23 protein-coding genes are annotated in these 26222 nt (G+C 37.7%); 11 read left to right on the forward strand and 12 right to left on the reverse strand.

Annotated elements, in window-relative coordinates:
* Nucleotides 1-203 precede the first annotated feature (203 nt).
* The 9 genes from CYP05_RS06420 to CYP05_RS06460 all read right to left on the reverse strand — a co-directional run bounded on the left by CYP05_RS06420 (nt 204) and on the right by CYP05_RS06460 (nt 10914).
* Nucleotides 204-767 carry a MotE family protein gene (locus tag CYP05_RS06420; RefSeq protein ID WP_009295375.1) on the reverse strand — a complete coding sequence of 188 codons (564 nt, stop codon included), beginning with the start codon at nt 765-767 and terminating at the stop codon, nt 204-206.
* Nucleotides 767-1189, reverse strand: a complete 423-nt coding sequence (locus tag CYP05_RS06425; protein ID WP_021086090.1) for a flagellar export protein FliJ — start codon at nt 1187-1189, stop codon at nt 767-769. The genes CYP05_RS06420 and CYP05_RS06425 overlap by 1 nt, the downstream gene beginning before the upstream one ends.
* On the reverse strand, nt 1186-2436 hold the full coding sequence (locus CYP05_RS06430; protein ID WP_012140419.1) for an adenylosuccinate synthase: 1251 nt from the start codon (nt 2434-2436) through the stop codon (nt 1186-1188). The genes CYP05_RS06425 and CYP05_RS06430 overlap by 4 nt, the downstream gene beginning before the upstream one ends.
* Before the next feature lie 2 nt (nt 2437-2438).
* Complete coding sequence (locus tag CYP05_RS06435) at nt 2439-3299, reverse strand: ATP phosphoribosyltransferase regulatory subunit (RefSeq protein WP_103642346.1); 861 nt, start codon at nt 3297-3299, stop codon at nt 2439-2441.
* Nucleotides 3292-7341 carry a diguanylate cyclase domain-containing protein gene (locus CYP05_RS06440; protein ID WP_258031530.1) on the reverse strand — a complete coding sequence of 1350 codons (4050 nt, stop codon included), beginning with the start codon at nt 7339-7341 and terminating at the stop codon, nt 3292-3294. Before CYP05_RS06440 ends, CYP05_RS06435 begins: the two co-directional genes overlap by 8 nt.
* 120 nt (nt 7342-7461) lie before the next feature.
* Nucleotides 7462-8091 (reverse strand): NAD(P)H-dependent oxidoreductase, encoded by a 630-nt coding sequence (locus CYP05_RS06445; protein WP_103617231.1) that lies wholly within the window; start codon nt 8089-8091, stop codon nt 7462-7464.
* A gap of 107 nt (nt 8092-8198) precedes the next feature.
* Nucleotides 8199-9221 (reverse strand): selenide, water dikinase SelD, encoded by a 1023-nt coding sequence (selD, locus tag CYP05_RS06450; protein ID WP_103642348.1) that lies wholly within the window; start codon nt 9219-9221, stop codon nt 8199-8201.
* A complete protein-coding gene (yedF, locus tag CYP05_RS06455) occupies nt 9218-9820 on the reverse strand; it encodes a sulfurtransferase-like selenium metabolism protein YedF (protein WP_012140414.1) in 603 nt (200 codons plus the stop codon). The genes selD and yedF overlap by 4 nt, the downstream gene beginning before the upstream one ends.
* 146 nt (nt 9821-9966) lie before the next feature.
* A complete protein-coding gene (locus CYP05_RS06460; RefSeq protein WP_103642349.1) occupies nt 9967-10914 on the reverse strand; it encodes a formate dehydrogenase subunit gamma in 948 nt (315 codons plus the stop codon).
* 234 nt (nt 10915-11148) lie between these two features.
* On the opposite strand from CYP05_RS06460, the gene CYP05_RS06465 reads away from it, so the two are divergent.
* A complete protein-coding gene (locus CYP05_RS06465; protein ID WP_103642350.1) occupies nt 11149-11745 on the forward strand; it encodes a DJ-1/PfpI family protein in 597 nt (198 codons plus the stop codon).
* A gap of 605 nt (nt 11746-12350) precedes the next feature.
* On the opposite strand, the gene nspC is transcribed toward CYP05_RS06465, so the two are convergent.
* Nucleotides 12351-13490, reverse strand: a complete 1140-nt coding sequence (gene nspC, locus CYP05_RS06470; RefSeq protein WP_103642351.1) for a carboxynorspermidine decarboxylase — start codon at nt 13488-13490, stop codon at nt 12351-12353.
* A gap of 84 nt (nt 13491-13574) precedes the next feature.
* Here nspC and CYP05_RS06475 point away from each other — a divergent pair, with 84 nt between their 5' ends.
* The 8 genes from CYP05_RS06475 (at nt 13575) to CYP05_RS06510 (ending at nt 20377) form a co-directional block, all read left to right on the forward strand.
* Entirely contained in the window at nt 13575-13796 is a 222-nt protein-coding gene (locus tag CYP05_RS06475; RefSeq protein ID WP_002941462.1) for a MoaD/ThiS family protein, read from the forward strand.
* Nucleotide 13797: 1 nt separating this feature from the next.
* Nucleotides 13798-14232, forward strand: coding sequence for a molybdopterin synthase catalytic subunit (locus tag CYP05_RS06480; RefSeq protein ID WP_103642352.1), 435 nt, complete (start codon nt 13798-13800; stop codon nt 14230-14232).
* Nucleotides 14233-14242: 10 nt separating this feature from the next.
* Entirely contained in the window at nt 14243-14710 is a 468-nt protein-coding gene (locus CYP05_RS06485) for a molybdate transport repressor (protein ID WP_103642360.1), read from the forward strand.
* A gap of 257 nt (nt 14711-14967) precedes the next feature.
* On the forward strand, nt 14968-16818 hold the full coding sequence (locus tag CYP05_RS06490) for a TonB-dependent receptor domain-containing protein (RefSeq protein ID WP_103642353.1): 1851 nt from the start codon (nt 14968-14970) through the stop codon (nt 16816-16818).
* Nucleotides 16819-16829: 11 nt separating this feature from the next.
* Nucleotides 16830-17795 (forward strand): ABC transporter substrate-binding protein, encoded by a 966-nt coding sequence (locus CYP05_RS06495; protein WP_103642354.1) that lies wholly within the window; start codon nt 16830-16832, stop codon nt 17793-17795.
* The gene (locus CYP05_RS06500; RefSeq protein WP_103642355.1) at nt 17792-18589 is read left to right on the forward strand and encodes an ABC transporter permease; all 798 of its coding nucleotides are present in this window, start codon (nt 17792-17794) and stop codon (nt 18587-18589) included. Before CYP05_RS06495 ends, CYP05_RS06500 begins: the two co-directional genes overlap by 4 nt.
* Complete coding sequence (locus CYP05_RS06505) at nt 18589-19278, forward strand: ABC transporter ATP-binding protein (RefSeq protein ID WP_103642356.1); 690 nt, start codon at nt 18589-18591, stop codon at nt 19276-19278. Before CYP05_RS06500 ends, CYP05_RS06505 begins: the two co-directional genes overlap by 1 nt.
* Nucleotides 19271-20377 carry an NnrS family protein gene (locus CYP05_RS06510; protein ID WP_103642361.1) on the forward strand — a complete coding sequence of 369 codons (1107 nt, stop codon included), beginning with the start codon at nt 19271-19273 and terminating at the stop codon, nt 20375-20377. The genes CYP05_RS06505 and CYP05_RS06510 overlap by 8 nt, the downstream gene beginning before the upstream one ends.
* A gap of 2 nt (nt 20378-20379) precedes the next feature.
* Here the strand turns inward: CYP05_RS06510 and CYP05_RS06515 are convergent, their stop codons facing one another.
* Together CYP05_RS06515 and CYP05_RS06520 are read right to left on the reverse strand one after the other, a co-directional pair.
* Nucleotides 20380-21018 carry a Crp/Fnr family transcriptional regulator gene (locus CYP05_RS06515; protein WP_103642357.1) on the reverse strand — a complete coding sequence of 213 codons (639 nt, stop codon included), beginning with the start codon at nt 21016-21018 and terminating at the stop codon, nt 20380-20382.
* A 149-nt stretch (nt 21019-21167) separates the two neighbouring features.
* Nucleotides 21168-21581 (reverse strand): acyl-CoA thioesterase, encoded by a 414-nt coding sequence (locus CYP05_RS06520; RefSeq protein WP_103594229.1) that lies wholly within the window; start codon nt 21579-21581, stop codon nt 21168-21170.
* A gap of 90 nt (nt 21582-21671) precedes the next feature.
* On the opposite strand from CYP05_RS06520, the gene ciaB reads away from it, so the two are divergent.
* Nucleotides 21672-23516, forward strand: a complete 1845-nt coding sequence (gene ciaB / locus CYP05_RS06525) for an invasion protein CiaB (protein ID WP_103642358.1) — start codon at nt 21672-21674, stop codon at nt 23514-23516.
* A gap of 964 nt (nt 23517-24480) precedes the next feature.
* Nucleotides 24481-25866: a putative bifunctional diguanylate cyclase/phosphodiesterase gene (locus CYP05_RS10170; protein ID WP_258031531.1), complete on the forward strand. Its 1386-nt coding sequence runs from the start codon at nt 24481-24483 to the stop codon at nt 25864-25866.
* The last annotated feature ends 356 nt before the right edge of the window (nt 25867-26222 follow it).

A 26222-nucleotide genomic window follows, 5' to 3' on the forward strand; every position in this document is an offset into this window, starting at 1 on the left:
ATCACCACTAAATTTATGGCTCTCGTTTTTGGTATTTATCACTACATCAGCACTTAGACTAATGCCGCTAAGCTCTTTAAACCAAAACTCATCTTTTTGCACGCTAAAGCCAACAAGAGCAGGGGCAAAAATAAGAGACGGGTGAACAAATAGGTTAAATTTATCAGTTAAATTTAGTTTTTTAGATTGGTAGTAAATTAAATTTACTGCATATTTATGCTTCCAGCTGGAGCGGGCATATCGCCCTTTTCATCTACAAATGGAGGCCCTTTTTGAAGTAGTGCAGTCACTTCAGAGGCAACTTTTGGATCCATCTTAGCCATGATGGTTGAGATCTTTTTTGCATCAAGGGCGTAAAGTATGGTGGCTGCGTTTGATCTTGGCATTTGCGAGAGCACTTCGGCTGCTGCGCCATCTTTCATTTTGGCGTAGGATTCATTGACTTTATCGGTCGTCATCGTGCGAAGCTCTTTTAAAATTTTCTCATTTTTAGCGACAACTTCGTCGATCTCTTTGCGCTTTTGCTCGATCACTTTCATCGTCGCATTTAGATCAGCCTCTTTTTTGGCGAGCTTTTTGTTGTTCTCTTCATAAGCCGCAGCCGAGCTTGCTCGAAAGACCTCTAGGGCTTGGCGCTGCTCGTCGATGACTTCAAGCTCCTTTGAAATTTCCTCTTTTCTAGCTTCAAAGATCTGAGTACAATCAACTGGCACTTCAAAGCAAAATGCAAAATTTATGACCATAAAAAAGAGTAAAACAGCTCTCATCACGCCTCGCTTTTGGCTGCAAATTTCATAACCGCAAACTCATCAAGAGCAAGCGCTTCAGCCTTTTGTATGCGTTTTATCTCTTTTTTAAATTCTTCTTTTTCTAGATATTTCATCTTTTCATACTCTAAATTTGCATTTTTATATTTGTGCTCGTAGTGCAAGACCTCTTTTTTTGCTATCTCTAAGCTCTCTTTGCAGGCGCTTAGCTCGGCTCTTGCTATATTTATGAGCTCTAAATTTTCTCTTAGCTCGCCTATGTTGCCACTTTTTGGCAGGCTAAATTCGTTGAGCTTGGCCCTTAAGAGTGCTATTTTTTCTTCAGCATTTCTTACATTTAGCCTAGCAACGACGAGCTTAGCCTCTACCTTATCCATCTCCTGCTTTTTGACGCGGACGACGGAGGTAAATTTACTTTTCATCTAATGATCGTATCGCTTCTTTCAGGGCTTGTTGAGATGTAGCCAACCTTCACGCCAGTTAGCTCCTCGATACGCTCGATATATGCTCTTGCGTTTGCTGGCAGGTCTTCATACCTGCTGATGCCTTTTACGCTGTCCCAACCCGCAAGCTCTTCATAGATAGGAGTTGCATTTTCAAGATCTGTTGGCACGTAGTCTATGGTCTCGCCGTTATATTGATACGCTTTGCAAATTTTTACCACCTCAAAGCCATCAAGTACGTCAAGCTTCATAAGCGCATAAGTATCGACGCCATCAAGCCTTGAAGCATATTTTACGCTTACTGCATCAAACCAGCCACAACGTCTGCGGCGGCCTGTTGTTGTGCCAAATTCTTTACCGATCTCGCACATCTTATCGCCATTTGTGCCTTTGTCTTCTGTTGGGAAAGGTCCGTGTCCTACGCGGGTTGTATATGCTTTGATGACGCCTATTACCTTACCTATCTCTTTTGGATTTAGTCCAAGGCCTGTGCAAGCGCCAGCGCTTATGGTATTTGAGCTAGTTACATAAGGATATGTGCCGTGATCGATGTCTAAAAGTGTGCCCTGAGCGCCTTCAAGTAGGACTTTTTTATCTTCATCAAGCGCTTTCCAAACTAAATTTGTAGTGTTTGCGATAAATGGAGCAAGCACCTCTTTATATCTTTTTAGCTCTTCAAGCAGCTCATTTTCTTCAGGTATCTTTACGCCAAGAGCGTCAAATACAGGTTTATTTGTTTCAAAATCATGCATCAAAGCATCGCACAAGCGCTCTGGCTCAAGTAGCTCGCCAACTCTGTGACCGCTTCTACTTATCTTGTCTGCGTATGTTGGTCCGATGCCTTTGCCAGTCGTTCCGATCGCTTTTTCGCCTTTTAAGCGCTCTTTTGCTTGATCGACTTGACTGTGGTAGCTTAAATTTAAGTGTGCTTTGTCGCTTATATAAAGTCTGCCCTCTAAGTTGTCAAATTGTGCCATCTCAGTGATGAGCACCTCTGGAGAGACAACGACGCCGTTGCCGATGATATTTATGATATTTTTGTGCAAAATTCCGCTTGGGACAAGGTGAAGCGCGTATCTTACGCCATCGACCCAGATCGTATGACCAGCGTTGTGGCCACCTTGAGAGCGACAAATCATGTCATAGTTTAGTCCTAGCATATCAACTATCTTGCCTTTACCCTCATCACCCCATTGAACACCAACTACTAAATCAGCCTTTCTCATTCTTACTTCCTTAAATTAATTTTTTCTTCTATCAATGCATCAGTATAAACAGCGAAACCGCTGCTTGAAATATCGTCTATTTCATAGTTTCCGCCACTTGCTAAGATGGCGTTGTCTTTTAAAAATCTAAAAAATAAACTATCATAATATCTCATTTTTGAGTAATATAGCGGAACTATTCTTAAATTTTTATATTCTAGTGATTTGGCTACGTTTTGTAAATTTTTTAGCGCCTCTTTTAGCTTATCAGGGACTAAATTTATTATCTCATCAAGCTCGCTAGCGTCCTTTAAAAGGGCTAGTTTGCTAAGCCACGGCACGTTTTGGGATAAAATTTTTTCTAGCCATGAATTTTCAAAAATTTCTATCTCTAAGTTTAAAATTTCGCAAATTATCCTTGGGATTTGCATGTTGCTAAGCTGCAAACAAGCGCCGATCTCAAGCTCACTAAAGAGCTTTGCTACGATGTTTATGCTCTTTAAAATGTCGTTTTCGCCGATAAGCTCAGCGCCTATTTGATAAATTTCTTGGCTTGGGTAGCGAAAGACTGGCTGGATGTAAAACCACCTCTTTGGCTCGTTTGCTTTAAGTCTTCTAAGCACGATCCTAACGGTATCAACCGTGCTATCAGCCCTTAGACTTATCTCGTGGTTTAGACTATCGCTAAAGCGCAGAAGATTTGTCGCATCTACGCTTAGATGTTGATGATACGAAAAAAACGGCGTTACGATCTCGCTAAAACCCTCATCTTCTAAAATTTCACTCGCTTTTTGCTCGATTTTTCTCTTTAACTTCGCACTTTTTGCAAAGTAAAGTTTGCTTCCGTTTGGGATCTCGTGCTCATAAACATTTACATCACTCAACTCTTATCTCCTTACTAAAACCTAAATTTATATCGCACTCTTTGATGATGGACATGGCTAGATTATAGAGTTCACCGCTGTCGCTACTGCTTGCTAGTTTGCTTAAATTTATGGAAATTTCTTGATTAAATTTACCTATATTTTTTATCTCGTCTTCTATTTTTTGTTTTAGGCTTTGTGTTAGTTTGTCGTCTTGATTTAAATTTGCTATCACTTCGTTTGCAAGCTCTTTTAGCACGACTAAGCCTTTAAAAATCTCGAAATTTTCGTTATTTTTATAGTCTTTTATGTGCAGATATGGTCTTTCAAATTTAAATGAAGCAGCATCTTTTGCCAAAAGCGCTAATGAGAAAATGTTACCTTGAAATTTATCAAAACCAAGACCAAGTAAAAACTCAAGCGTTCTTTTGTCATCGATATTTTTTATAGTCGCATTTAGTCCAAATTTATCAGCCACAAACCTTATCATATTTATGCTCTCAAGCGCCTCTTTTGAGCTAAAGATATGCTTGCAAAATTTATTATCTATATTAAAGCGGTTTGTCTTTAGCATACCAAGAGCTTCTATCGAGCTTGAGTATGAGGCAAAGTCGTCAAGCGAGAAGTGTATGCCAAGCTCTTTATACTTTCTAACATAAATTTCTAAAACTTCTAAATTTGTAGCTGTTGCAGCGTCGATAACATCGATGATAAGCCCAGTTGGATCAAGGCTTTTATCCTCTTCAAATATCGCTTTAAATTTATGCCAAAATTCTTCTGTAAAGAGCTTTTTAACGCTTAAATTTACACGAACCTTTGCGCTTATGCCATTTTCTAGCCACATTTTTCTTGCTAAAAGCGCCTCTTTTATCGTAAATAAAGCGATATTACTCGATGCACTACTTGTCTTTATAAGTGGTAAAAAGTCGCTTGGATAGATGATCTCGCCATTTTTTCTCCATCTAATCAGCGCTTCAAAACTTAAAGTCTCGCCCGTGCTAAAGCTGATCTCTGGTTGAAATTCTAAAAACATCTCACCAGCGTCAAGCGCTTTTAAAATTTTTGAGCCATCTTCGTATTGGCTCTTAAAATAGACATCTTTTTTCGCATCAAATGTATAGCTTCTGTTTTTGCCACTTATCTTGGCTTGATACATCGCCCAGTCGGCTCTTTGTAGCACATCATCAGCTCCAAGCTCACTATCAGCTAAGGCTATGCCTATGCTAGTGCTTGCTTTTAGTTTTAGCTCGTCTATCTTTACTTCATCTGAAGCTAGCCTTAGCATATTTTGCGCTATCTCATAGACTTCGCCTAAATTTTCGTAGTTTATGACGCCTACAAACTCATCTCCGCCTATCCTTGCAAAGATATTTTTGCCATTAAACATAGCGCCTATCTTTTCAGAGATAGCTACTAAAAATTTATCGCCTATTTGATGGCCGAAGTTGTCATTTATACTCTTGAAATCATCCATATCAAGGTAGATGACGGCTATTTTTTGTTCATTTTTTTGTATGAGAGAATTTAACTTGTTGTAGAGTAAAAATCTATTTGGTAGCTTTGTAAGCGGATCGTGATATGCGATAAATTCTAAATATTTTTCATTTTGTGCTTCGTTATTTGCAAGCATTGCTAGCATGATATAGCCAGTTCTTTTCTCGTTCGCATCGATAAGCGGTAAAATTTCTATGACTTCAAGCTTGCTTTTGTTTTTATTATTTTCGCTCCAAACCTTGCCACTCCACGAGCCACCTTGGTTTATAGTCTCTATGATCTGGTGTTTTATATCGCTTAAGCCTTGCTTTATAAAGGTGATATATTTTAGATATACGCTATCTTTTGCACCCGCACTTTCAAAAAATGCGTCATTTGCGTCAATGACCCTCATCTCCTCATCAAGCAAGACGACCTCTTCTTTGCTAAATGAGAAAATTTTTGCAAGCAGGTCTTGGCAGATAAAGAAGCTATCTTCTAGGCTAAGGTCTCTTAATGTACCTTTTATCAAGCTTACTTCGCCAAATTCGTCGTATTCAAGCGCTTTTGCCCTTAGTCTAAAGTGTAAAATTTCTTTATCTATACTGTAAAGCTTGATATCTTTGATGTATGTTTGAGCATCTCTTAAGCTCTCAAAAAAGCTATAAAAACTATCAAACTCATCGACAAAGACCGACTTTGCTTGCTCGAAATTTAGAGTGCTTTGCGTGCCAAGAATTTTACTTAGCTCGTCTGAGATGTTAAGCATGTCGCTTCTTTTATCCCAAGTAAAGACATTTGCCTCACTCGCCCAAAGCAGCGCCTTGCTCTCTTTGCTTTGCTTTTCAAATCTCTCTTGAAGCTTTAGCATATCGCTAAGATCGGTAAATGAGTAGATGACCTTTTGCCATTCTGCATCGATAAATTTAGCCCTTATCCTAAATGGAATTTTCTTTCCGTAAGCGTTTGTCATATTTGCTATGAAATTTAGCTCTTCATTTTTGCTAGTTTGTAAAAAGGCTTTTTTATTTGCCAGCATGGCAGCTTTAAAGCTATCAAAGTCCTCGCTTGCGATGATGTCTTCTAAATTTATGAGACCTTGGCTTTGGACGTTAAAAATTTTCTCGATATTGTTTGTGCTTTGTATGATCAAAAATGGCTCTTGTGCCGAAGCGATGGCGATGACATTTGGCGATAAAAAGACGTAGCTTTTGATGATATCGTCATTTCTTTGTGTTATCTTTTCTTGAGTGATATCTTTTATGAGTATGAAATTTAGCCTTGTATTTTCTAGCTCAAAGCTACTTTGGGTTGCTAAAACGTCGATTATCTCGCCATTTTTACGCCTTAGCTTAGCCTCATAATATAGATTATTATTGATAGCGTTTTCTCTATCTTCTGCTAAATTTTTAGACTCATCTTCAATCAGTTCTTTGATATTTAGATCTGCTACGTCATCTTTTTTGTAGCCTAGATTTTCTAAAAGAGCGTTGCTAATGTCCGTGATAACGCCAGTATAAGCGTCAAAGACCACGATCTTTAAAAAGCTCTTTTCAAAGACATAGCCAAATCTACTCTCGTAGCTTTGTGCCGTCTCGTAAGCTTTATCTCTATCTTCGTAGAGTTTTTTGATGCTGTTGTTTAGCGAGATAAATTCTTTTATGTCAAATTTTTCATCAGTTGGCTTACTTTTATCTACCGCAAAAAGAGCGATTCTAATAAATGGAGAGAGAATTTTATCTTTTATATATGAGTTATCACGTAGCCAAAGTATACTAAATGCGACAAAACACAAGAACGAAAGCACGACTAGAACTAGCTGGATAAAGATCTGTACTTGCCTGCTAGAGCCTGTTATGACAAATAGCTTTTGCTCCTCTAGGTAGCTGATCTTGTAAAAATTCATATCCTTTAGTATAAAAATGATCTTGTCAGTTTTAAACTCGCCACCTTGCGAGATGTATTTGTTAAAGTCCTCTTTTATAAATTTTCTATAAAACTCATCTCTTGAGAGGTTGCCATCTTTATCGACCAAAAAGACGTATGCGGCAAAATTTTTGTTATAGCCTGTATCGACCTTCTTTTTTAAAAGATTTGGATTTAGCTGAATGAGAATTTTATTGCCATTTTTTAGCCCGTAAGCTATGTAGATATCTTTAAATCTTTTGTTTTTGTAAAATCTATCAGAGAGCCTAAACTCGCCCTCTTTGATGTCTGAAAACCATGAGATATCGTAGTTGTGTAACTCAAAAGCGCCCTCAAATTTACGCTGATAAAGCAAGGAGTTGTCTTTTGCTATCACGTAAAAAGCGGCGTAAAATTTACTTGTATTGCTATCGTCGTTAAATGGCTCTATGCCATTTTTAATAAGTCTTGCCTTTGTAGAGATGTTGTCTTTTACATCTGCAAATGTACTCACGATATTGTTTCTAGTGATAAAATTTAGCGTTGAAATTTCATACTTTATATCGTTTATGCCAGCAAATATGACAAAAAGTGCAAGAAAGATGAAGGCAAAAAGAAGTAGTGCTATCTTTACATAGAACCTCTTAAAAATCTGCAAAACTGGTTTAGCGCTATTTTTTTGCATTAAATTTAAGCCTCGCTTTTTAAAACTAGCCATGATTTTAACGCAAATTTACTTTTTTTAGCTTATAAAATGCCTTTTTGTTTAAATTTAAAGAGATCACAGGGCTTTTTGCCCCGTGAGTTAGTAGATCCAAGTAACTACTTCGGCTCTTTGTCTGCGTAGTTTTTCTGGTTGTGGGTTTAGGCGGTAGCCAAATGGCACTACGATAGCCACTCTTTTTTCGCTCTCATCAAGGCCTAAAATTTCATTTAAAGCGTGTCTGTCAAAGCCTTCTATCGGGCAACTATCTATGCCAAGGCTAGCGGCTGCGTTCATCATATTTGTCGCAGCTATCATGCACTGCTCGTGCGACCACTGAAAGGTTAGCTCATCGTCGTTTTTGAAATTTGATAGCAAAAAGTCGTGATAAAATTTCTGCCTTGCAGCGATAGCTTCAGGGTCTTTATCAGCCCTTCTAGCGATCATTTTATCGATATAGCTACTACCAACTTTTACCTCTTTGATCTTTGCTAAGATGACAACTAAATGCGAGCAAGAGGTGATTTGCACTTGGTTCCACGAAACGGCTTTTATCTTCTCTCTAAGCTCTTTGTTTTGCACGACCAAAAAGTCCCACTGCTCAAGGCCAGTCGAGCTTGGGCTTAGCCTGCCAGCCTCTAGGATAAAGTCAAATTCGCCAGCGCCTATCTTTTTGCTCTCGTCAAAAATTTTGCAAGCGTGACGAAATTTTAAAATTTCAAGATAGTTCATCATATCTCCTTTGTTAAATTTCTTGACATTATAAAGCGACTAGGTAAATTAAAAGAAATTTAGCCAGACTTTAGCTGGCCTTAAAATAGGCTAAATTTAGCCTGGAGTTAGTTTAAAAATATATCAAACTCGCCTTTTTGTATCGCCTCTGCGATGATGGCTGAGCGCTCATAACCAACCTCTTTTAGGCGCTTTAGAGCTAAATTTGCCTCATTTTCGCTAACAGCTAGCAAAAGTCCGCCAGAAGTTTGCGCGTCAAAAAGCACGATATCGGCCTCTTTGCTCACAAAATGCTTTGCAAATTCGCGGTTTTTGTAGCTTCCCTCTGGGATGATGCCCATATCGGCAAATTCTTTCGCGCTTGCGATCACTGGCACATCTTTTTCAAAGACATTAAAGCTAATCTTGTCGTTTAACATCTCACTTAAATGCCCTAAAAATCCAAATCCAGTCACATCGGTAGCGGCATAAACCTTGATGCCACTTAGCGCTTTTAGAGCGTAGAAATTTAGCTGAGCCATGATGCCTGCGACCTCATTTATTTGCTCCATGCTTAGTAGATCAGCTTTGATCGCTGTGCTTAAGATACCGCTACCAAGAGGCTTTGTAAGGATCAAAACGTTACCAACTTCTGCAGTGTTGTTTGCCCAGAAATTTTTAGGATTTACCTTGCCAGTCGCGCTTAGCCCATAATACATCTGCTGCGTCTCTATCGTGTGTCCGCCAACGATGACACCGCCACACTCTCTTACTTTATCGGCTCCACCTTGCAAAATTTCGCCTAAAATTTCAGGTGCAAGGTTGCAGCTATCAAAGCCCACGATATTTAGGGCGTTTATCACCTCGCCACCCATTGCAAAGACGTCGCTTAGACTATTTGCAGCAGCGATCTGACCATAGATAAATGGGTCATTGACTACTGGCGTGATAAAGTCAAGCGTCTGAACGAGTGCTAGATCGTCTGAGAGCTTGAAAACGCTCGCATCTTCGTTTGAGCCGATGCTTGAGAGCAGGTTTGGATGAGATAAATTTAAACTACTAATCGTTTTGTGAAGACCCGACGGGTCAAGCTTAGCAGCTCAACCAGCGGCTCTAACAAACTGCGTAAGCTTTTTGTCGTGATAGATCATAGTTTGATTTGCTCGTGAGTTGAGAGTATGTCGATGATCTCATAAGCGTTTGAAATTTCGCCAACTGCAAGATCGCTTACTAGTTTATAAGCCTCCAAGCAGCTTCCGCAGCTTAAAATTTGAACGCCAGCAGCTTCAAGATCTTTAAGCGGCTTAAAGCTTGGATGTGAGCGGTTTGTCGTCATCTTAACGGCGTTATTTACGCAGATGATTATCTTTGGTTTTTTCTCTACTTGAAGAAGTGCGCCTAGGAATTTTGATAGCAAATTTATGCCAACTTCGCCGCTACCTGCGCGCTCTTCGTTTAGATAGAGCACTTTTTCATTTTTTGGTGTTATGTCGCAGACAAATTCGTCAAAATTTGTAAGCTCAAGTGCGCTTTTGCCCTTGATGGCTAAAATTTTAGTCTCATTGCCATTGCTTTCTAGGCTAAATTCTATATTTTGATTTTTTAAAAATCTTGAGATATTTTCTTTTGGAGCTAGGGCATTTACGATAATCTCTAAGCTCTCTCCTTCATTTAAACCCTCAAGTGCGTTTTTAGTCATGATGACTGGTTTTGGACACTCTAAATTTCTACAATCAATTGTTCTTGTCATTGTTTTTCCTTTGTGATTAGTATTTCAAACCTTGAAACTGATTTTGGATTATAGCTAAAAAATATTAATTTTTTAAAAGGATTTGTGCTGTGAAATTTGCTATAAAAGTGAGTTTGACCCTGCGTAAGTCGCAAGGTCAAGATTAATTATTTTAAATTTGTGTAAGATTTCTCGTAGTCAGATACTGGGATCTTGTTTTCTTTAACAAGCTCTTGATACCAGTAGTGGTGAAGCACATAGACCTCTTCTTCTTCTTTGTATCCAGTGATCATCGACCAGATAGCGCCATGTATAGCGATCGCAGCCATATAGATATGAACTAAGAAAAATACCGCACAGACAATGCCAAGGCAGTTGTGGATAACTACGCTATATCTTAAAAGATCGATTTGTGATATGCCAAGCCAAGTAGCGACTGCTGGCTCTTTGAAGTCTTGAAAATACATAATCGCACCTGTGATTATCATCACGATACCACCAGGGATAGCGATCCAGTACCATGCTTTTTGACCAGCGTTAAATTTACCAGCAGGAACCGGTCTTTTCTTCTTTGATAGATAACCACCAACTATAAACATCCATCTGATGTCATACACTGCTGGGAGCATTCTTTTTGTCCAGCTAAAGAGCATCGGTAGCACAGAAATAGCAAATATAATGGTCGCTATATCGTGCAAGTATCTACAGAAACGCACAAATGTGCCACCACCTAGCTCTGCACCCCACATGATGATGATACCAGTTGGCACCAAGATGATCCAAGAGATCGCAGCTAAACCGTGAGCTATACGTATAAATACTGAAAAAGCAAGCACTTTTTTGCCCTCGTGACTAAAGTGTTTTGGTCCGATGATCAAAAAGTGTAGCACGAACGCGCCGATAACAGCTAAAATGATAGAAAGTGCAGCTATCGCGAAGTAGTCGTTGCCTTGTATAAAAGTAAATATCGGGCCCCATCCATGCTCATAAGGCTTGATATTTTCTATCCTCTGTGCTGCCCAAATGGTGCTGTCATATTGATTGACGCCAGTTGGTCCCTCAATGGCCATTGCCGCAACAGACAATGTAAAAAGTAGAGTAAGAATTCTCGTCATTTTATTCCTTTATTTGCTAAAGCTTAAATGATTTAAGCTTTGGTTAAATATGCTAAAATCACACAGCTATGCCGTTTTGCGGCTATTATATCAGAGCTAATCACAAGCAAACCTTAGCAAAAAAGATTACTAAAAATTTTATAAAAAACATTTAAGTTTTGTTAATTTTTAGCATTTTTGATCTGAAAATTTAGCTAAAATAAAGCCAAATTTTAGCCGAAAAAGGACCGCACTATGCATCTTTTTTGCCTTATATTTGATGAGTACGAGACGCTTGATCTCATGGGGCCAGTGGAGTTTTTAGCAAGGGTGCCTGAAGTGAAGATAAGCTACGTTTCGTTTGATGGTGGTATGAAAAGAAGCAAGCAAGGCTTTTTTATAAAGACTAAAAAGCTTAGTAAGATGCCAAAAGAGAGCGTTTTGCTACTCCCTGGAGGTCAGGGTACAAGGACGCTGGTAAATGATAGTGAGTTTATCTCAAGACTTAAAGAGTGCGTTTTGGCATCTCAAATTTGCCTAAGCGTATGCACTGGCTCAGCGCTCATCGCTCGCACCGGAGAGCTTGACGGCTTAAGGGCTACTTCAAATAAAAGGTCGCTTGAGTGGGTAAAAAGTTGCGGCGAGGCGGTAAAATGGCAAGAGCGCGCTAGATGGGTGAGGGCAGGTAAATTTTACACAGCTTCAGGCGTGGCTGCTGGCATGGATATGGCGCTTGGCTTTATCAGCGATCATTTTGGCAAGGAACTAGCCCAAAAGATCGCAAACGAGACCGAATACAACTGGCAAAAAAGCTCAAAGATAGATAAATTTGCCAAAATTTATGGGTATTAAATTTAAGGTGGCTCGCAGTTTTTATTAAAAAAGTATAAATTTACCAAATTTTGTGATGTGGCTTTAAATTTTAAAAAAGTAAAAACCAAAACAAAATATCTTTAATAAAAGTAAATTTACGGATACTAAATTTAAAGTAGCTCACAGAACTAACTAGAAATTTGCCAAATTTATCAAGTAAATTTGACTTTTCCTAAATTTTGAAAAACAAAAAATATTTTGTTAAAAGAGCGCTAAGATAAATTTATGGATAGCAAATTTAAACAGATCGCGGTCTTTTAAAAAAGTCAGAAATTTACGAAATTTGGCTGGCATATTTGATTTATCTTAAAATTTATCTTTATATACAAGAAGTCAGCATCAAAATACCCTCAATAAAATAGATCAAGATAAATTTTGTAGAGAATAAATTTAAATCAATTTGGAGTTTGCAGTCCAGCTTTAAATTTGTCAAATTTAGAGAATTTAAATTTTGAAAACGAAAATAGCTTCAAGATAAATTTTTAAATTTAGGCAGTTCAAAGCCCTTTTGGCGAAATTTGCAAGCCAGATAAATTTGACCTAAATTTAAAAAGCCAAATTTACCTTTAAAAATAGATTTTGGCCTAGTTTCTGCGTCTATACTCTTCGTATCCAAATTCATGGATCATTTTAACCTCGCCATTTTCTTTTAAAAGCAGAAGATCAGGCAGTTTTATGCCGTTAAATGTCGTATTTTTCACGATGGTGTAGTGGATTTGATCTTCAAAGATGACGCGGTCGCCGATTTTTAGCTCGCTATCAAATTTATACTCCGCGTCACCCGCTTCAAGCCCCACTATATCGCCAGCTAGGCAGGTATTGCCACCAAATCTATAAGCAAATTTGCCATTTTCACTCTCGCCTCTAACGGCTGGGCGGTAAGGCATGAGCACGGTATCTGGCATGTGCGCCTCGGCTGATGTGTCAAGGATAGCGATATCTTTCTCGTTGTGCACGATGTCAAGCACGCTGCTTATCAAAAAGCCAGTCTGCCAGCCCACAGCCTCGCCAGGCTCCAGATAGACCTCTACGCCGTACTTTTCGCGAAAGCGCCCAACTATCTTTATAAGTAGCTCCACGTCGTAATCAGCCCTTGTGATGTGGTGGCCGCCGCCCATATTTATCCACTTCATCTTTGGTATAAACTCGCCAAATTTTTCCTCAAACGCCTCCAGCACGGTCTGCAAGCTGCTCGCACTCTCCTCGCAAAGCGCGTGAAAATGAAGCCCAGTGATGCCATCAAGAAGCTCTGGCTTAAAATTTTCCCTTGTGATGCCAAGCCTGCTAAATTTACCGCATGGATTGTAGCTGTCAGTTGGCGCAAGTGAGACCTCTGGATTTACGCGCAGGCCACAGATGATGCCATTTTGCAGGGCAATGCCTTTAAATTTTTGCCACTGCGCAAAAGAGTTAAATGTGATGTGCTTTGAAATTTTTAAAATTTCATCAAAGTCCTCATCTTTAAAGGCTGGGCTATACGTGTGGATCTCGCCTTTTACGTATTCGCTTGCAAATTTAGCCTCATGAAGCCCACTGCAAGTCGCTCCGTCAAGATATGAGCCCACCAAGTCCATCACTCCGCTAAATGCAAAACCCTTAAGAGCCACTAAAATTTTAGCTCCACTTTGCTCTTTTACATACTTTAAAAGCTCCAAATTTTTACGTACTTTTGCCTCTTCGCAGACGTAGGCTGGGGTTTTTATGCTTTTTAAAATTTCGTTCATCTTCTATCTCTTTTGCAAATTTTCAAATAAGTATATCTAAATTTATTTTTAAGTAAAATCAGCAAAAATTTCAAAGGATAAAATGTGGTAGAGATCGAATTTCTTGGGCCTATTGGGCTTGAGAGTATAAAAGTAGAAGCAAAAAATTTAGGCGAGGTAAAAGCGGCTTTAAGCGAGAAAGAAGAGCTTAAAAAGTGGCTAAATATCTGCGCTGTGGCTGTAAATGACGAGATCGTAAGCGATATAAATTTCGCTCTTAAATCAGGCGATAAAATTTCTATCTTACCGCCAGTTTGTGGAGGCTAAGATGCAAATTTATAATGGTAGCTTGGACGTTCAAAGCATCACAAATGAGTGGTATGATGAATTTAAAGATAAAAACTGCGGCGCGCTCATCACTTTTGTGGGCATAGTAAGAGAAGAGGGCGGGATTTCGGCGCTTAGCTTTGATATCTATGAGCCGATCCTTAAAAAATGGCTAGATGCTTGGCAGGAGCGAGCCAAAAAAGAAAATGCCTACGTGCTCTTTGCTCACTCAAAAGGCGATGTGCCAGTGCATACGAGCTCTTACGTAGCAGGTGTTGTTAGCCCTCAAAGAAAGGTCGCACTAAGGCTAATAAACGAGTTTGTCGAGGACTTTAAGGCAAATGCGCCGATCTGGAAATACGACGTGATAAATGGCGAGAGAATTTACGCCAAAGAGCGCAGCCAAGCGATAAATGGCGCCGGACTTTTGGCATAAGAGGGCAAAAATGCTAACCAAAGAGAGTAAAAAAGATGTTTTTTGGGCGCTAGCCTTTGGGCTTGGGCTCTTTGTCTTTAGCGTCGCTAGCTACTTTTATCTTGATCTTGGTACGCCCTCTCTTTTTGGCATCATCGTTGGCGCAGTTTCAACCTTTTTTTGCGTGAGAAAGATCTTGCAAAACAACTTTTTTGAGATAGATGATGATGGATTTGTCATAAAAAAAGGCTCAAAACATATCAAATTTTTCTTTAAAGATATCGATGAGATCGCCATTAAGAGCTTTGGCGATAAGAAAAAGGTCGATGCGCTAAGTGTTAAATTTAGAAAAAATCGCCTGGATAGAGATGCGTGTTTTGGCTTAGTGCAAGCGCTTGGCGATGACATGATCGTCATTTTTGACAGATATGAGCTTTCTCAATTTACACTTTCAAAAGAGCTTCGAGACAGGCTGGCTAAATTTAAAGATAGGGCTTAGTTAGGTAAAAAAATAATTATTTTTTTACCCTTTGCCTAATTATTTATAATTTAAATTTTTATATAATAATTATCAAAATATATAGCAAAATTTTACATTATTTTTTACATTATTATACTATTTCTAGCAGTTGCTTAATTCTATTATCCAATAAATTTTTATAAAAATATATGATGATTTATATCAATATCTTATAAGAGTTTTTCATTTATAATTTCGATAAGAAAAATCATAATTGTATTTTAAAAGGAGTTTTTATGAGGCAAGTTTTAAGCTTAATAGTTTTTTCGTCACTGCTTTTAGCAAATGAAGCAAATTTGGACATTATAAAGCCTGTTAAAGAATTTGCGCCACCGCCAATTATAACGCCAAATGTTGCGCAAAGTGCCTTTGTGGAAAATCAATTTGACCGCACCCAAAGAAGCGAGTATCCATTTGTGACAAATTTACTTGATAGCTCAGCGGATATGTTTCATATCTCAGCTGGAATGTATGGCAAAAGCTTTTACAACTCATCGCTTTTTAAATATCGTGGCACAAATTTTTATACCATTTTAAACGCAAATTTCACCAAGGCAAATAGCTATAAAGACGGAAGTGGCAAAAAATGGGACTATGGTTACAATAGGCAAGGCCAAAGCGCTATCTTAGGTTTCGTGCCAAATGAGCTTAGCGAGCTTAGACTTACGTTTTTAAGGGATAATATCGATAAAGACAAGCAGCCAGAACACGCGATGGATGCCTTTAAAACGACAAGAAAAGTTGGCAAACTAAATATCAGGCTGGGCAAAGAAGACCTTTCAAATACGCTAAATTTTGAATTTATCCTAAAAAAGATTGAGCGAAAAGCTGATAATTTTCATCTAAGGGATGCTAGCCCAAATGTAAAAGTTGAGATAAAAAGAGATGTGCTTGAGACAAATTTAAAATATGATGTTGATTTTGCAAGCTTTCATAATCAAATAGGCGCTGGCTTTGAAAAAGATAAACATGATGGCAAAAGATACATAAAGCAAGGCAGCAACTGGGTATTTAACGGATACAGATTTGCTGATGTTAGAAATGATAAATTTATGCTTTTTGACACACTTGCTTATAAATTTAATGAAGCAAACGAAGCTTCTCTTGCCTTAAAATATGAAGAGCAAAGAAGCAAGCTTAACGGGCTTGATACTAAATATTTCGCACTAAATCCAGCCATTAGCACCACTCGCGGGCTAGTTCGTCAAATTTATGGCGAAGACGTAAGTGATAAGATCAAAAAAGATGCTTTTAGCGCAAGTTTAAAATATAAATTTACACCAAACGACAAGGATAGCTATTTTGCAAAACTTGAGAGCCTATCTCGCTTGCCAAGCAATATGGAGCGTTTTAATACACTTTATGGTGCGGGCGATAATGGCTGGATAGCAAATCCAAATTTAGAGCCAGAAAGGCACAATAGAGCAGTTGTTGGCTTTAAATTTGGTAGCCAGTTTTATAAAGAATACCTAAACTCCTTGCAAAACAAAGACGCATTTGGGTTTAGTGGGCATTTCATCGCTGATAGCGTAAAAAATTTAATCATTTTTGATAGACGCCATTCAAAAGCCGCCATGCCATTAAATAAAAATGCTGTCATCTCAAGAAACGTTGATGCAACGCTTTATAGTGTAAATTTAAACTCAGAATATAGCTTTGCAAGGCACTTTGGCTTAAAAAGCTCACTTTACTACAACTACGGACAAAACAAAACAGATGGCAGACCGCTTTATCAAATAAGGCCTTTTGAGGCAAATTTTGCGTTTGACTACAAAGACTATGCAAGCTTTGGTAGCTACAACCTAGGCACTGCACTAAGACTTGTTTCAAAGCAAACTAGGGGCGATTTTAGCAAGCAAAATGGTCTAGGTATCGACAAGAAAGAGGCAGCAAAGGGGTTTGGCTTGCTTGATCTTTATGGCGGCGTAGAGTTTAAAAACAAAGTTGGCATAAGATTTGGCGTAGCAAATTTATTTGATAAAGATTATGCAGAATTTATCAGCGGTGATCACGTAGCAGCACTTGATCCAGTAGTCGTTCATGCCCCTGGCAGGACATTTTTCATTAGCTTTCACAGCAGTTTTTAAAGGAGAAAAAGATGTTAGATAGAAGAAAATTTTTAGGACTTAGCACAGCTTTAGGCGTTAGCGCATTTGCACCAAATTTATTTGCAAAAGAGAGCTTTAATATGTGGGGCGCACCAGCGATCCCAAGTGTCATAATGGCAGTTGCTGCACTGCAAGGCGAGTTAAATAAAACTTATGATGTGAGCCTAAATATCTGGAAAACACCAGATCAGCTTCGTGCAGGCGTAGCTAGTGGGGATATCAAGGTCACGATGTCGCCATCAAATGTCGCTGCAAATTTAAGAAATCAAGGGCTTGACTTTGCGATGTTAAATTTACTAACCCTTGGCGTGATGAACGCTATGGTCAAGGATGAAAAGATCAAAAATTTAGAAGATTTTGTAGGCAAAAAGCTAGTTATGCCATTTCGAGGTGACATGCCTGATCTTGTTTTAAGAGCACTTTGCAAGAAGCGAGGCATAGACGTTAGCAAGATAGATATCACCTATACAGCAACACCGCCTGAAGCTCTACTTTTATTTTTACAAAAAGATTTTGACGTTTTATTAGTCCCGCAACCTCTTGGTGAAGCGACTATTTTGCGTGGTAAAAAAGCAGGCGTTAGTGTGCATTACTCAGTTGATTTTCCAAAAATTTGGGGCGAGAGTTTTGGTACAAAACCGATAATCCCAATGGCAGGCATTATCGTAGAAAAAAGCTTTTATGAGAAGAGCTTAAATCTATTTGATACGCTTCATAGCGATCTTAAAAATGCTCTTTCTTGGATTCTTGAGAACAAGCAAAGTGCGGCGAAGATTGGCTCAAGTTATTTGCCAGCTCCAGAAGTGGCACTTGCAAATGCCTTTGATAAGGCAAATCTAACAGTTACAAAAGCAAATGAACTACAAAGTGAAATCATGGCATTTTTTGAAGAAATTTATCAGTTCAATCCAAAATTTCTAGGCGGCAAGATGCCAGATAAAGGTCTATTTTTATGATACTAATCGACGGCGTTAAAAAAGATCGCTCAGCCTTTTTAAAAATGATTGACTATTTTTGGGGCGGATTTAGCGGACTTGCCGTAGTTTTTTTGATCTTAGCTATTTGGCAAGTGGGAAGCGAGTTTAGCTCCCCACTCCTACTTCCGCCACCAAAAGATGTATTTTTTAAAGTCTGTGAAATTTTGAAAGATTACAAAAATAGCGAGATAAATATAACGCTTTGCAGATCACTAGTTGGGGTTAGCACGGCAACATTTTTTGGTATATTTTTAGGGCTAATAGCAGGTAGTTTTAAAAGCTTTGCAGCCTTTTTAAAGCCTGTCATTACCTTACTTTTATCGATGCCACCAATTATTTGGATAGTGCTTGCTATTTTTTGGTTTGGATTTGGAAATTTTAGCACCGTTTTTACTATCTTTATAACCGTTTTACCGCTTACTTTTGCAAGCTCGGCAGTTGCTATGAGTAGCGTAGATGAAGAGCTAAAAGAGATGTTTGATGCCTATCATTTAGGCTTTTTAAAAAAGATAAAACATCTCTACATCCCACATCTTACAAGCTATATCATAAGCTCTGTTAGCGTAGCTGTTGCAATGGGTGTAAAAATAGTCATAATGGCTGAACTACTAGGTGCAAATAACGGCATGGGAGCAAAGATAGCAAATGCAAGGGCAATGCTTGAAACAACCGAGGTAATGGCGTATGTTCTTTTAAGTATCGCTCTTATAATGCTTTTTGAGTATCTCATTATTGAGCCTTTAAAAATAGCCCTGATGCCTTGGAGAAGATGATGCTTGAGCTTAAAAATGTAGAGTATGAAATTTTAAGAGATAAGGTCGTAAGAAATTTTAATTTAAAGGTAGAAAAAGGCGAAGTGGTGACGCTTTTTGGACCATCAGGTTGTGGGAAAACTACCATTTTGCGCCTTATTAGCGGACTAAATGAGCCTAGAAAAGGGGAAATTTTTAATAAATTTAAAAAAATGACATATTTTTTTCAAGAAAATCGTCTGCTTACATGGAAAAATGCTCTTGAAAATGTGCTTTTGGTTATGGATAAAGCTGATCAAAACAGCGTTTTAAAGCTCTTTGCTAAGGTTGGCCTTAGTCAAAAAGACGCACTAAAATATCCAAATGAACTAAGCGGCGGTATGCGCCAAAGGGTCGCTTTCGTGCGGGCGATCGTGACAAAACCTGACCTTCTTTTAATGGATGAGCCATTTTCTGGGCTTGACTATGATATGAAAGAAATTTTGATCGATATCGTTAGCCAAAGAGTGAGCGAGGGCATGAGCATAATACTCGTCACACACGACAGAATGGAGGCCATAAAGATGTCAAATAGAATTTATTTTCTCGCAAATAAAGGTGTGATCATACAAAAAGAGCTTGTTTTAGACGAGGCTTTTAAAGACCGTGATTTTGCATTTATCAGCAAAACAATAGATGAAAATTTTAAAGGGCAAATTTATTATGATTAACAACTTTTTTACATATCCTATGAGAATATTTTTTCTCACGAGTGCCGCCTGTGCTGTGCTGGGGGCTGCTATATTTTTTACACCAACTGATTTTGTGAGTTTGCATAAATTTATATTTTTACACCTTTTTTTGGCACTTGCTTATGCTGGTTTTTTACTCACTGGACTAACCGACTGGACAAATTTCAGCTCTTCACTAAAAGTCCATGCTTACATTTTGTTTTCACTATTTGCAACTAGCTTTATAGCAGCACTTTTTAGCTTATTTTTAGCACATTTTTTTATCACACTTTTTTGGGCATATCTAGTGACGCTTTGTCTTTATATGATCTGGCGAGATAAAAATCTTGATCAATTTGGCGTACTTGGCTTTTTGTTTGGTATTTTAGGCTTTGAAATTTACTATCTAATAAGTGGCAACGAAAAATTTTTAAATTTGCAAATTTATCTTCATATCATCGCTATCTTGCTTATATCATATCGCGTTAGCGTTGTGCTTGGCAGAGAAGCGCTAAAGCGAGAAAACGATATGGATGAGGCTATTTTTGTGCCAAATTTTATCTATAAAAATATTGCTATTTGCATGACTTGTGCGTTTTTGCTTTTTAATATATTTTTTGAAAAGAGTATCGGCACCTACTATGTAGCTATTGCTTGCGGATGTGCGGTGCTTGCAAAGCTTAAAGAGTGGCACTATAAAGAGCTTTTGAGGCATAATTTTGTGATTTACTATTACTTTATGCAGATATTTTTAGCAGTTGGATTTTTAGGCATAGGAGCAAGTGGGCTTTTAAATTTAGGTCTTGAAGTAAATTTTATGCACTTAATAGCCATAAATGCTGTTATTTTTAGTGTTATGCTTATTTTTAATATCGCTGGACTTCGTCACAGCGGACAAGAGCTTGAGTTTTTACGCCTTAGCAAAATTGCATTTATTTTAGTCCTTTTAGCTGGCGTTAGTAGAGGAATTTTGGCATATTTTTGGAGTGGATTTTATATTCATCTGCCAGCCACTTTGATAGCACTTGCTTTTATCTTTTGGCTCATAAATTTTTATGCAATTTTTAGAGATAATGAATTCTCTGAGGATCCTGAATGATATTAATTGGTATAACTTTCAAGTTTTTCGTGGTCGATGATGAGAAATTCGTGCGGTGTGATCTTTCTGATGATGTCGTCTTTGATAAGCTCATTAAAGGCTGTTGAGGCGCTTTGGCGCTTTAGCCCAACAAAGCTTGATAGCACCTTTAGAGAAAATGGCAAAAATACGTATCGGTAGCCGTTTTGGTTTAGGTCTTGCTCGCGCGCAAGTTCGATTAAGAAATTTGCTATCCTGCCCTTTGCGTCCTCAAAAAGTATCGACTTTGTGATCTGGCGCTGCACGATGATGGTGTTTAGTGTGGTTGTTAGTATCTCGCTGGCGGCTTTTGGATTATGTAAAATTTTACCTATCTCATCTAGTCTGATAACGTAAATTTGGGCATCTTCAAGCACTTCAAATGCGCAGTTGTCATCAAGTATGGCGATGTTGTTTTTTTCTAAATGATAAAGGATAAATTCCTCGCCATCTTCAAAAAATGAGAGCTTCGCAGAGCCGCTTTTTAGAACGATGATCTCGATATCTTCGGCGTAGATCGTGCTTGTCTTTGGCAGCTCTTTAAACTCAAATTTCTCCAGCTCATCTTGTGTTAAGATATCTAAAATATGCGTTTGTAAAAGCCCTAAGCGTGATTTTTTCATCTTTCTCCCAAAAAAGTGTAAGGGCTGATTTTACTTTATAAAGCATTTAAATAAGTTGAAATTTCTCTTTTTTGGTGTTACTTTTTTTCAAATTCTTTTAAAAATAGTGATAAATTCGAGGGTCTTGGCTGCATAAACTGCAACCAAATTTAAAAGCCGTGGAGCTTTTTTAGCTTCTCATCTATTGGTTTTTTGTGTCCATCTTTTGTCACACTAACATAGGTCGCGATAGCACTTGTGACGTGTATAGTCTCTCTAAAACCACCGTCATTTAGCCTAAGTGCAGTTACTTCTATCTGCGTTGTTATCGATGTTTTGCCAACTGCGATGATCTTTGCGTAGCAGCTTAGCACGTCGCCAACAAAGACTGGTTGTTTAAAGATGATCTCTTTCATCGAAATTGTCACAACTCGCTCAGGTGAAATTTCTCTAGCTGCCTGAGCACCTGCAAGGTCGATCTGGCTCATTATCCAGCCACCAAAAATATTTCCAGCTGAGTTTGTATCTTTTGGTAGCATCACTTGCTTGATGCGTGGCTCGCCAAAGTCCTTTAAAATGTCCATTTTTTGCCCTTTAGATTTTAAATTTTTGGTAAATTGTAGCAAATTTTAATGGCTTTATGCTAAAATCCTGCAACTTTAAGGGATGAAAATATGAATGATTTTAAAAGACTAAACGAACTTACAAAAGAGCAAAAATCCAAGCTAAACGCGATTTATAAAAATTTAGACAACGAGCTTATAAATGAGGCTGTGAAAATTTGCGGCCTTACTGGCACACCGAGCCAAAAGCTAGCCCTTGCAAGAAGGATAGTTGATCTTAAAGTTGATCCACTTCAAAATGAGCTAAAAAAGCTAAATTTAGGCGAGGACGAGCAAAAACGCGTGCTAAATTTGATTTATGGCTACGTTAGAAATTTATATGAAAATCTGCACGCCCAGCTTATAAAAAAGGCACGTGATGAGCAAATTTTAGACCCGTTTTATCAAGCCTTTGTAGAGGCTATGCACGAGCTGGGGCTTAGTCTAAATGCGTGGCAAATTTCATGGCAAGAAAAGATAATAGACACCACAAATAAAGAGTTTGAAGCTAAATTTAAAGATTTAAGTGAGGCAAATGAGTTTATCACTAAAAACGGCTTATTTCAGTGTGACGCTAACGGCGTAAGAGCTGATAGAACGTATGGTGCAGTTTGCAAAGAGGGCGAGAAATTTAGCTTTTTGCCTTACGCGCTTGCCTTTAAAGATGAGGTAAAAGAGCTTAAAAAAGTATTTGTAAAAAATCTTGAAATTTTAAGAAATTTAGCCCAAAATGACGAGCAAAAATCTTATGTAAAATACCTTGAAAAGTTGCAAAACGCCTTTTGTGAAGAGGACAATGCTAAAGTGATAAATGCTTGGCAAGAGGCCGAGATAGCGTGGATGGATGTAAAAGGCGCGCTTCAGCCAGGCCATCCGCTAGAGTATTACGAGGACGCCTACACGCACGCGGTTGCGCTTGAGTGGGACATCAGGCTAGTTGATAGCGAGGGCATTGACGAGCTTAAATTTAAAGAAAAAGTGGCAAAAACTTATAAAAGCGTTTGCGAAAAGATCAAATTTGATAACGCCGCGACAAACAGAGCAGTTAGCGAAAATATCGCTAGAACGCAGCTTTATATAAGCGTGCCGATGATTTATTATGGAGCCGAGCTAAACGGACTTTTTAGCGCTCAAGTCGTGCCAAATGATGAGAGCGTGAGCGCAAAATGCGGCAAGAAAATTTTTGCCTTTGTAAATCACGTCTATGAGGGCGCAAAAGCAAAGCCTTTTATGAAGCTTGGGGCTGAAATTTTTAGCAAGGAATTTTTGGATTTTGGTAGAGAGATTTTATTTTTAAAGCCAAAAATTTGGAAAAAAGTATATGAAATTTCAACGATCGGCCATGAGTTTGGCCACATCCTCTTTATCGGGCTTGATACTGAGATGAGCATGAATAAAAGTGGCGTCTTTAAATTTATCGAAGAGTACAAGGCGACGACTGGCGGGCTGGTAAATTTCTTCTTGCACGAAGAGGCGGAGTATAAAATGGCCGTCTTTCATGAGCTAATAGCCCGTGCGGTTGGGCTTATCGCGTGGCGAAAGGTCGATGAAGTTAGGGCTTATTACTGCGAGGGGCTCATACATATTAGTTTGCTTTTTAGAGCTGGAGTGCTTAAATTTGATGGCAAACTAAGCGTGGATATGAGCGAGCAAGCCTACGCTAAATTTAAAGAAATTTGCTTACAAAACTATTACGAGCTAGCGCAAACATACGCTAAAAAAGCTGATGCGAACACGTTTTTGGAGAAATTTTGCCAAAAAGATGAGCAGAGCTATCTGCCAAAAGATGAAGAGTGCAAGAAATTTGTTGAGCATTTTTACGCTAGGTACGAGGCTATTGGCAACGACGTCGATGATAGTGGCGAGTGGCAAAGGTGGCAAAAGCTAGCCCAGGAAGCGGAGAGTAGCCGTGCTTGATAGAGTGACAAATTTTCACAACGGCTCATTTTTATTTATATTTGCCCTGATTATTGCTTATTTTTTTGCTATTTATCTGGGAGATCAGTTTTCTATAGATATATTATCTATAAGCATTGAATTTGTAATATCTTTTTTTTTATTCTTTTTACTAAAAAACAGTAGAAATTTATTATCATATTGGCTATATATTTTTTTGGGATTTGCTTGTTTGACTGTATCAAACATCCTTTTGCTTTTTTATGATAAATTAGCTTTTTTACAAGCAAATATTTCACAAGCAAAACTTATACAAGTTTTATATCTTGTGCCATTTTTATTATTTTTAATATCTTTTGTGGTCTTTTTTGTTAAGAAATTAAAAAATGTTGTCTGGCATCAGGTAGCTGTTGATATAATTACTCTATTGCTCTTAAGTATTAGTCTTTTTTGGTTTTTAATATTTGATAGAAAAGTTGAAAATATTCCTAATCAAAGCATGACTATAAACTTTGTTTATGTTCTTATAGATATTTTGATTCTATGTTTTATACTTAATATATCTTATACATTAAATTTTAATAGTTCAAGAAAAAATACATTTATCTTAAAACGTATAAGTATTATTTTGTGTTTAATAGCTTTTTTATTTATATGTATTTGTGATATATATTATTCGTCATGGGCTTTTATACACTTTGGTGGCACTAGATTGCATTATGAGAGTTTATTTAATATTGCTTTTTTCATTATATTTGTTGCATGTTTGCACCTTAAAGAAGGTGAAGCAAATAAAAAGATACGAAGTCAAAGAAAAGATTATAAGAAAGTTATTGTATATAAATTTATAGCTTTTTTTGTTGTGTCGATATTCTTTTTAAGTATTTATAATACTTGTAGGCTTTATTCTGTATGGATGATTTTTATTTTAATGATTTTAATGGTTTATGTAGCATTAACATATGCTATACAAAGCGCAATTATCATGAAAGATTTGGCAAAAAAAGAGAGATATATTATTGCAGCAATCGATGAAGACATTATGCGTAGTTTAGAAGAACTTAGAAAAAAAAATGAGCGCTTAAGGCAGCTTAGCGAATTTGACTCGCTCACTGGGCTTTTAAATAGACAGTCATTTTTAAGCAAGCTTTCAGAGATGATAAAAACCAAAGCGCTTGGCGAGAAGATAGATATTTATAGCATCGACATCAACCATTTTAAAGCTATAAACGACTCATACGGTCACTACGTGGGCGATGAGGTACTTTTAAAGCTTTCTAAAAATATCAAAGCTATCTTGCCAGAAGGTGCTATCATCTCAAGATTTGGCGGAGATGACTTTATGATAGTTTTAAAGCAAAAAAATGAGGGGCATTATAGAGAATTTTTATACTATCTGCTAAACATCATAGCCGAGCAAATCTCAGTTGGCGACTATAAGATAGCTCTTGGGGCAAAGGTTGGCGTTAGCTCAACTCAAACAAGCGAAATCTTAGCTGATGATCTTATCATGCAAGCTGGAGCGGCACTTGATGCAGCCAAAAGAGATGTCAATACAAAATATGTCTTTTATGATGATATAAAAGAGATCATTCAAGAGAAAAACTACATAGAAATTTTGCTAAATTCTATGAATTTTGATGAGGAATTTAGCCTAAATTTCCAGCCGCAGTATCTGCTAAATGGTAAAAAGATAATAGGCGCTGAGGCTCTTATAAGGTGGAACTCTCCAGTAAAAGGCTTTGTAAGTCCAGCTAAATTTATCCCAGTAGCAGAGCAAAGCTCTATCATAAATACAATAGGAATATGGGTGGCAAAAGAGGCCATAAGGCAGATGAGCTACTGGAACAAAAAGTATGGCATCAGCCTAAAAGTTGGCATCAATATCTCGCCAAAACAGGTTGATAATGTAAATTTTGCATCAGATATCTTTGGCTATGTCGAAGAATTTGGCATGGATCCAAAGTGCGTTGATATCGAGCTTACAGAGGCAAGCCTCGTCAATGCCGAAGAGATCATGCAAACAGTCTTAAAGAAATTTTCAGATAAAGGCATGAGCATCTCGATCGATGACTTTGGCACCGGCTTTTCATCGATGAACTACATCAAAAAGTATCCACTAGATAGGCTAAAGATCGCAAAAGAGCTAGTTGATAACATCGCTATAAATGAGATCGATAGAGACGTTGTAAAAAGCGTTATAACTCTAGCTAAAAATATCGAGCTAAAAACGATCGCTGAGGGTGTTGAAGATGAAACTCAGCTTGAAATTTTAAGAGAGCTAGGCTGCGATGAGATACAAGGTTATTTCTGGGGTAAGCCGATGAGCGCTAAAGACTTTGAAGAGCTCATAAGAAGCGCATTGGATTAATATTGGTTTAAATTTTAGAGTTAGTTTGATTAACTTCTAAGTGTTTAAAACTTCTGTCTAAAAAAACAGAAGTTTTTCACGAGTTTTTCACAGGGCTAATAACTTTTTAAGAAAATTTTTTATTTATAAAATTATCTCAACAAAATTTGAGCTAAGAATAATTATATTAAATAAAATTTGTTTTTTTATTATAACCATAAAAGTAAAGAGTAGGTATTACCAAGGATATGGTCTTATAAACTTGGTGAAAATTGTTATGTTTGTGGTGGTGTAAGTAATATAAAATACATAGATTTTATAAATTTACTCCATTTTTTAGAATTTACCAGTATTCATTCCTTATCTAAGTCTTTTGT

This window comes from Campylobacter concisus (assembly GCF_002913545.1).
In the GTDB taxonomy this organism is placed as follows: Bacteria; Campylobacterota; Campylobacteria; order Campylobacterales; family Campylobacteraceae; genus Campylobacter_A; species Campylobacter_A concisus_AV.

Coding starts and splice junctions, on each gene's coding strand:
- CYP05_RS06495 (WP_103642354.1), top strand. CDS start 16,830: ATGTTAGATAGAAGAAAATTTTTAGGACTTAGCACAGCTTTAGGCGTT.
- CYP05_RS06465 (WP_103642350.1), top strand. CDS start 11,149: ATGCATCTTTTTTGCCTTATATTTGATGAGTACGAGACGCTTGATCTC.
- CYP05_RS06490 (WP_103642353.1), top strand. CDS start 14,968: ATGAGGCAAGTTTTAAGCTTAATAGTTTTTTCGTCACTGCTTTTAGCA.
- yedF (WP_012140414.1), bottom strand. CDS start 9,820: ATGACAAGAACAATTGATTGTAGAAATTTAGAGTGTCCAAAACCAGTC.
- CYP05_RS06515 (WP_103642357.1), bottom strand. CDS start 21,018: ATGAAAAAATCACGCTTAGGGCTTTTACAAACGCATATTTTAGATATC.
- nspC (WP_103642351.1), bottom strand. CDS start 13,490: ATGAACGAAATTTTAAAAAGCATAAAAACCCCAGCCTACGTCTGCGAA.
- CYP05_RS06440 (WP_258031530.1), bottom strand. CDS start 7,341: ATGCAAAAAAATAGCGCTAAACCAGTTTTGCAGATTTTTAAGAGGTTC.
- CYP05_RS06460 (WP_103642349.1), bottom strand. CDS start 10,914: ATGACGAGAATTCTTACTCTACTTTTTACATTGTCTGTTGCGGCAATG.
- CYP05_RS06520 (WP_103594229.1), bottom strand. CDS start 21,581: ATGGACATTTTAAAGGACTTTGGCGAGCCACGCATCAAGCAAGTGATG.
- CYP05_RS06420 (WP_009295375.1), bottom strand. CDS start 767: ATGAGAGCTGTTTTACTCTTTTTTATGGTCATAAATTTTGCATTTTGC.
- CYP05_RS06480 (WP_103642352.1), top strand. CDS start 13,798: ATGCAAATTTATAATGGTAGCTTGGACGTTCAAAGCATCACAAATGAG.
- ciaB (WP_103642358.1), top strand. CDS start 21,672: ATGAATGATTTTAAAAGACTAAACGAACTTACAAAAGAGCAAAAATCC.
- CYP05_RS06485 (WP_103642360.1), top strand. CDS start 14,243: ATGCTAACCAAAGAGAGTAAAAAAGATGTTTTTTGGGCGCTAGCCTTT.
- CYP05_RS10170 (WP_258031531.1), top strand. CDS start 24,481: ATGAAAGATTTGGCAAAAAAAGAGAGATATATTATTGCAGCAATCGAT.
- CYP05_RS06510 (WP_103642361.1), top strand. CDS start 19,271: ATGATTAACAACTTTTTTACATATCCTATGAGAATATTTTTTCTCACG.
- CYP05_RS06430 (WP_012140419.1), bottom strand. CDS start 2,436: ATGAGAAAGGCTGATTTAGTAGTTGGTGTTCAATGGGGTGATGAGGGT.
- CYP05_RS06500 (WP_103642355.1), top strand. CDS start 17,792: ATGATACTAATCGACGGCGTTAAAAAAGATCGCTCAGCCTTTTTAAAA.
- CYP05_RS06505 (WP_103642356.1), top strand. CDS start 18,589: ATGCTTGAGCTTAAAAATGTAGAGTATGAAATTTTAAGAGATAAGGTC.
- CYP05_RS06425 (WP_021086090.1), bottom strand. CDS start 1,189: ATGAAAAGTAAATTTACCTCCGTCGTCCGCGTCAAAAAGCAGGAGATG.
- CYP05_RS06445 (WP_103617231.1), bottom strand. CDS start 8,091: ATGAACTATCTTGAAATTTTAAAATTTCGTCACGCTTGCAAAATTTTT.